The 6854-nt window shown below is 63.5% G+C and carries 6 protein-coding genes; 4 read left to right on the top strand and 2 right to left on the bottom strand.

Translation table 11 applies throughout. The annotated features are described in order from the left end of the window. Together CVV68_RS22455 and CVV68_RS22450 are read right to left on the bottom strand one after the other, a co-directional pair. A partial coding sequence (locus tag CVV68_RS22455) for a hypothetical protein (protein ID WP_146239003.1) occupies positions 1-283 on the bottom strand: 283 nt, incomplete at its 3' end. Between the two features lie 260 nt (positions 284-543). Further along, complete coding sequence (locus CVV68_RS22450) at positions 544-1110, bottom strand: GrpB family protein (protein WP_110503205.1); 567 nt, start codon at positions 1108-1110, stop codon at positions 544-546. Between the two features lie 112 nt (positions 1111-1222). Between CVV68_RS22450 and CVV68_RS22445 the strand changes: the two genes are divergently transcribed. The 4 genes from CVV68_RS22445 to tyrS all read left to right on the top strand — a co-directional run bounded on the left by CVV68_RS22445 (position 1223) and on the right by tyrS (position 6283). Next, positions 1223-1891, top strand: a complete 669-nt coding sequence (locus CVV68_RS22445) for a DNA-3-methyladenine glycosylase (protein WP_110503204.1) — start codon at positions 1223-1225, stop codon at positions 1889-1891. Positions 1892-2035: 144 nt separating this feature from the next. Then, the gene (locus CVV68_RS22440) at positions 2036-2578 is read left to right on the top strand and encodes an adenine phosphoribosyltransferase (protein ID WP_110503206.1); all 543 of its coding nucleotides are present in this window, start codon (positions 2036-2038) and stop codon (positions 2576-2578) included. A 100-nt stretch (positions 2579-2678) separates the two neighbouring features. After that, positions 2679-4919 carry a HelD family protein gene (locus tag CVV68_RS22435; RefSeq protein ID WP_110503203.1) on the top strand — a complete coding sequence of 747 codons (2241 nt, stop codon included), beginning with the start codon at positions 2679-2681 and terminating at the stop codon, positions 4917-4919. 53 nt (positions 4920-4972) lie between these two features. Next, positions 4973-6283 (top strand): tyrosine--tRNA ligase, encoded by a 1311-nt coding sequence (gene tyrS, locus CVV68_RS22430; RefSeq protein WP_110503202.1) that lies wholly within the window; start codon positions 4973-4975, stop codon positions 6281-6283. The last annotated feature ends 571 nt before the right edge of the window (positions 6284-6854 follow it).

The raw sequence follows: 6854 nt of genomic DNA, 5'->3' as shown, positions 1-6854 counted from the left end.
GGGCCTGGATGTAGCGGCTGAGGTGTTCCACGGTCCGTGCCCACTCGATCACTTCGGCATCGCCGAGGGAATCCAGGCTCACTCCCAGCGGGGCCGGGACCACAGGATCGGCGCCTGCGCCGGAAGCGGCGGCAGTGCGTGCGGTCGCGTCGGTGGTGGCGTCGGTGGTGGTGGCTGTGGTGAGGGCGGCGGCGAGGTTGATCAGCTGGTGGATGTGTCCACCAGCTGCCCCTGTCCCAGTGTGGGTGCCGGTTGTTCCCGGCGTCCCTGCCCTTGCCTTCATAGTCCTAATTTTAGGTGATGGCACTGACATTCCCGGATCTATATTCGGTAATGTGGAATACCTCTAGAACAGCACCCCCTGTGGAGGAAACAACACCAAAAACAGGTGGGAATCACGCCACCAGATGGACAGTGAAACGGGTCCTACCAGCTGATCCGGCCGAAATCTGCCCGGAGCATGGCCCCACGGGGAGGGTGGACACACGCAACCCACGTGATGCGCCCCAGCAGCTGCGCCCGGAAACCAGGACCGCAGTGCGGTTAGGAATCAGATTGTTGACCGCGCCAAGTTCGGGCGCGGGAAAGGATCATTGAGACGACGTCGGATTTGGCCTCGGCATAATAATTCATGTCATCCCACCGCTGTTCAGCAAGCTTCTTCTTCGTTGTGGCGTAAAGTGCGCGATCAGCTTCGTCCACGCGGAGCCAATCGCGGAAAGCCACATAATTGGGCACCGCGGCGTCCTTCGCTGAAAAAATGTGAAGGTGCACATCCCGTGACGGAGTCCTCAGCATGCGGTGCCCCGGTTCCCGGACCCGCAATACAAAGCCGGCGTTCTCAAGTGGCACAAGAAATCCTGCCTCATCCTCAACATCCTGAACGGTCAACAAGATGTCGATAATGGGCTTCGCCGCCAGACCTGGGACCGCTGTCGAGCCAATGTGTACAACCGAGAGTGCTTTCCCAGGAATGGCACCTTTGACGCGCAGAGCAAGGGAATCGAAGCGCCGGGGCCAACCTTTGTCATAGTCCACGATGATGATTGACCGTTCCTCGCGCCCGCCGATCAAGACGGCGTCCAAGTGTTCATTGGATTCACGTTTCACGGACCCATCATCTCAGCATTCCAGCGCGCGCCGCCACGGTCGACGACTCGGCAGAATCCAATGTGGGGATCGGCCGCAGGATGGACGTCGGCCCTCCTGCTAACGTGGAAAGATGGGCCAGCCGATCAACATCCTTGAACTCCTGCAGAAACCTGCAACGGAGGTGGCGCCCTACCTGTTGGGCGCCCTGGTGAGGCACGAGAGTCCGGAAGGGCCCGTCGTCGTGCGCCTAACGGAGGTGGAGGCCTACCTTGGCCCGGCGGACTCCCCGGACCCGGATCCTGGGGCGCACAGTTACCGCGGCAAGACCAAGCGCAACGCCGTCATGTTCGGCCCGCCAGGGCACCTGTATGTGTATTTCACGTATGGCATGCACTTTTGCGCGAACTTGGTGTGCCGCCCGGTGGGGACGTCCTCCGGGTGCCTAATGCGCGCGGGCGAGGTCGTGGAGGGGCTGGAGCTGGCCCGTTCGCGCCGCCCCACCTCCAAACGGGACCACGAGCTGGCGCAGGGGCCGGCTCGCCTCACAAAGGCCATGGGGCTGAATCTTGGACACAACGGCATCCCGGCGCTGGGCGGGGAGGTAACGGTGACGCTGCCGGGCAGTCCCGTTCCGGGCGTGGTGATGCGTGGGCCGCGCGTGGGCATCAGCGGGCCAGGCGGCACGGCGGACTATCCGTGGCGGTTCTGGCTTGACGGCGACCCCACCGTCTCCAAGTTCAAGCCGGGAGTGGTGCGTGCCCCGCGCCGGCCGGCACCCGCTGCTCCGAATACTCAATAAGTTCGGTCACCTCGCGCAGCAGGCCTGCAGGGATGGGCCGTTGCGTTCTGGTCTGCCAAAAAGCCCAGTTTCCGCAGCCTGTAGCGTGGAGGGGTGAAACCGACTCTCCCCACCTCGACCACGCAGTCCAAAATCATCCCCGAGATCCCCGAAACCCCCGGAAATTCTCCAGTTTCCGCAGTTGTTGAGCGCTTGTGCGCCACTGTCCCCGACTACCCGAAGCCGGGCATTGTTTTCAAGGATTTAACCCCTGTTTTTGCCGACGGCGGGGCGCTGCGGCAAGTGGTGGATTCGCTCGTTTGCGCCTTTGCCGGAAAGTTCGACGCCGTGGCCGGGGTTGAGGCGCGGGGCTTCCTGCTGGCGGCGGCAGCGGCCTATGCCACGGGGACCGGTGTCATCACCATCCGCAAGGCCGGAAAACTGCCCCGCGCCGTATATGCGCAGAGCTACGCGCTGGAGTACGGGCAGGCCACCCTGGAACTGCACCAGGACGACATTCCTGCCGGCACACGCGTGTTAATACTTGACGACGTCCTCGCCACGGGAGGCACGCTTGGGGCTGCCTCGGCCCTGCTGGAGCGCGCGGGCGCCGTGGTGGCCGGCGTCGGGGTGGTTCTGGAAATTGACGCACTGGCAGGCAGGGACAACCTCGCCGGCCGCGAGGTTGTGTCGCTGCTGCACGTGTAGCCGTGCGCACGGAGCCGGGTACCCCTTCCCGCCTTTGCGGGTATAGAATAGACGGTCCGCCTTTTTGGTGGTCCGCCTTTCGTAAACAGGAGCTTTTTGCATGTATGACGCCGAGCTGGCCCATGAACGTTCCTACGTTGATGGCCTCTATGCCCGCCTGGATGAACTTCGCGCCGAAAAAATGGAACAGCTGGGCGAGGTCCGGCGCACCAAGTCCATGGGCACACACCAAAACCGTTCCGAGCGTGACGCCTTCGCCTCACTCTACGAGAACCGCCTGGCCCAACTGAACGCCGTCGACGACAAACTCGCCTTTGGACGGCTGGACCTGGACTCCGGCGAGCAGCGCTACATCGGCCGGATCGGCCTCTCCACAGAGGACCTGCGCCAGCTCATGGTGGACTGGCGGGCGCCGGAGGCTGGGACGTTTTACCAGGCCACCGCGTTTGAGCGGCTGGGGGTGCGCCGGCGTCGTCACTTGATCCTGAACGGGCGCAACGTCAAGGCCATCGAGGACGACGTCCTGGACCACACTATGCTGGTGGAGGGCGAGCACCTGCAGGGGGAGGGGGCGTTGCTGGCGGCACTGAATTCAAAGCGCACCGGCCGCATGAGCGACATCGTGGGGACCATCCAGGCCGAACAGGACCGCATCATCCGCTCTCCGCTAAGTGGCGCCCTGGTTGTACAGGGCGGCCCCGGCACCGGCAAAACCGCCGTGGCCCTGCACCGCGCCGCCTACCTGCTGTACACCCACCGCGAACGGCTCGCCTCGGCCGGCGTGCTGCTGGTGGGACCCTCCAGCGCGTTCATGAAGTACATTGAGCGCGTCCTGCCGTCCCTGGGCGAGACAGGCGTGGTCATGGCCAGCGTGGGGCACCTGCTGCCCGGCATCAGTGCCACGGCCGTCGAATCCCCGGAAGTTGCGCGGCTCAAGGGCCGCATCGATATGGCGCAGGTCGTTGCCGACGCCGTTGCCAACCGCCAGCGCCTGCCGCGCGGGGATGCCAGGCTCGACGTCGAAGGCACCCGTCTGGTGCTGACCTCCCGCCAGGTCCGCCGCGCCCGGGATAAGGCGCGCGCCACGGGCAAGCCGCACAACGAGGCGCGCATGACGTTTGTGAAGATCCTGCTGCGCGAATTGACCGAACAACTGCGCGAACACATCGAGGCCAACGGGGCGGGTAACACTGCGGACAGGTCATACCTTGCCGAAGACGTCCGTTCCTCCAGGGATGTGCGCATTATGCTCAACCTGTGCTGGATGCCGATGGGGCCCCAAAAACTGGTGCGGGAACTGTTCAGCAAGCCGGAGATCCTGCGCGCAGTCACCCCCAACTTCACGGATGCCGAACGCGAACTGCTGCTGCGACCCGCCGACGCACCCTGGACCGAGTCGGATGTTCCGCTGTTGGATGAGGCTGCCGAACTATTAGGCGATCTTGACGCAACAGGCGGCCGGGCTGAAGCCGCGCTCGATGCCCAGCGCAAGCGCGACCTCGCCAATGCGGAGAAGGCCATCTCCAACATGAACCAGCAGCTGGAAGACTCCGGCGTGGACGGCATGCTTACCGCCGAGCAGCTGGCCGACTACAACGTTGTCGAGGGGGAGTCCCTGACAAATGCCGAGCGTGCACTGACCGATAGGACCTGGGCGTACGGGCACGTGGTGGTCGACGAGGCCCAGGAGCTCTCTCCCATGCAGTGGCGCCTGCTGGTGCGGCGCTGCCCCGTGAAGTCCTTCACCATCGTGGGGGACATCGCCCAGACGAGTTCCGCGGCAGGGGCCGACTCGTGGCGCCAGGCGCTGTCGCCGTTCATGGGCGAGCGCTGGGCGCTGGAGGAATTGACGGTCAACTACCGCACGCCCACGCAGATCGCCGAGTCGGCCGTGCGCATGGCCAATGCTGCCGGTCAGGTGGTCTCCGCCCCCAAGGCGGTGCGCGACGGCGAATGGGCCCCCATAGTTGACCGCGTGGCACCGGACTGCCTGGTATCCCGGGTGGTGTCGGTCATGGATGAGGAAACGGCGGCCGTCGCCGGCGGGCTGGTGGCCGTCATCGCCCCGCCCTCGCTCGTGGTTGAGACGGCGGCTGCCTTGCGCGCCGTCTACGGACCCCGTGTGGGGCACGGTGCCGGGTCTGTGGAACAGGACATTGTGGTGATAGACCCGCACGAAGCCAAGGGTCTGGAGTTCGACGGCGTGGTCATTGTGGAACCGGCCGCACTCCTGGCCGGTGCCGGTGGCAGGGTTGGCGATCTCTACGTGGCCATGACCCGCCCCACCCAGCGCCTGCGCCTAATTGCCTCGGAGCCGCTGCCGGAGGGCATCGAAGCGTAAGTGGAGGGCAGGGCGAATCGGACGAACCGGCGTCGTGCTGGTAATTTTGGGGTGTGTCCTTGCAAACTGAACTCCGCGCCCCCGAAAACGACTCCAGCTTCGCCAATGTTTGGCAGGAGCTTAAGTGGCGGGGGTTGGTACAGGTCTCCACCGACGAGGCCGCCCTTGAAGAGCTGCTGGCCGGCGATCCCATCACGTACTACTGCGGCTTCGACCCGACCGCGCCCAGCCTGCACCTGGGCAACCTGGTCCAGCTGCTGACCATGCGACGCATGCAGCTGGCCGGTCACAAGCCGCTGGGCCTGGTGGGCGGCTCCACCGGCTTGGTGGGGGATCCGCGCCCGACGGCGGAGCGCACCATGAACTCCAAGGAGACCGTTGCGGAGTGGGTTGGCTACTTGGAAGGGCAGGTGCAGCGTTTCCTCTCGTTTGAGGGCGAGAACGCCGCCCGCATGGTCAACAATCTGGACTGGACCGCGCCGATGAGTGCCATCGACTTCCTGCGGGACATCGGCAAGTACTTCCGGGTCGGCACCATGATCAAGAAGGACATCGTGGCCTCGCGCCTGAATTCCGACGAAGGCATCAGCTACGCCGAATTCAGCTACCAGATTCTGCAGGGTCTGGACTACCTGGAGCTGTTCCGCCAGTACGGCTGCGTGCTGCAGCAGGGCGGCTCCGACCAGTGGGGGAACCTGACTAGTGGGGCGGACCTGATCCGAAAAGTTGAAGGCGCGTCCGTGCATGCCTTGGGCACGCCGCTGATCACCAACTCCGACGGCACCAAGTTTGGCAAGAGTGAGGGCAACGCGATTTGGCTCGACGCCGCCATGTGCAGCCCCTTCGACATGTACCAGTTCTGGCTCAACACGGCCGACGACGATGTTGTTGACCGGCTGAAGGTGTTCACTTTCCTTTCCCGTGAGGAGATTACAGCCATAGGCGAGTCCGTTGCCGAAAAGCCGCAGGTCCGCGAAGGACAGCGGACGTTGGCCTTCCAAATCACCTCCCTGGTCCACGGCGTGGACGCCACGCTGAAGGTCATCGCAGCCTCGGCCGCACTATTTGGCCAGGGCGATCTTGCCGGACTGGACGAAGCAACCCTGGCCTCTGCGACCCGCGAATTGCCGCGTTCCATAGCGCCGGCCCAAGGTCTCTCCATCGTCGACCTTCTAGTGGCGGCCGGCCTGGCCAACAGCAACTCCGCGGCCCGCCGCACGGTGGGGGAGGGCGGCGCCTATGTCAACAATGCTAAGGTCACTGATCCGGATGCCGTTCTCGGTGCCGCGGAAGCGCTTCACGGAAAGTACCTGCTGGTGCGCCGCGGAAAGCGCACGCTGTCCATGGTGGAACTCGGCAGCTAGGCGACTGGGCCGGAGCCGTACCTCCTCGGTGACGTCCCGGCCGCGGGTGACCTTCGGCCTCCTTGACGTCGCCTACGAAGGGACCGCTCCGGTCCCGGCTGGTGACGCCCCTTCGATTTGGGTCTCCTCACGTCGCCAATCGAAGGACCGGCTCAGCCGCCTCGGTAGTCGAGCTGGGCCCACGCCCGTCCCCGATTTGCGTTGGGGGTGGGTTGGTGTGTATTGTTTTCTTTGTTGCCTGCACAAGGTTGAGCCGCTTCGTGAGAAGCAGGGGCTCCCAACTTGCGGGAAATCAAATCCCAGTATTTCCTTCCGGGTATTGTCGACTTTTTAGGTTGTTGATATTTGGTTGTGTTTTGGGGGGTTTGTTGGGTTTATGGAGTGACCAGCCGCACAGGGTGTGGATTGGACAAAATGAATTCAAATGAAATAAAGTATGAATATCACGGCGACGAAAACCTGGTGTGAATAGCATCTGGAATTACTCGAACTGTGTTGTTGTTTGAGAACTCAATAGTGTGCCAAGTTTTATTGATACCAATTTATTGTATTGAATTGGTTATTTGGTTTT

Source organism: Arthrobacter livingstonensis (assembly GCF_003219815.1).
Lineage (GTDB): Bacteria > Actinomycetota > Actinomycetes > Actinomycetales > Micrococcaceae > Specibacter > Specibacter livingstonensis.
This window is presented reverse-complemented; position numbering and strand designations above follow the sequence as displayed.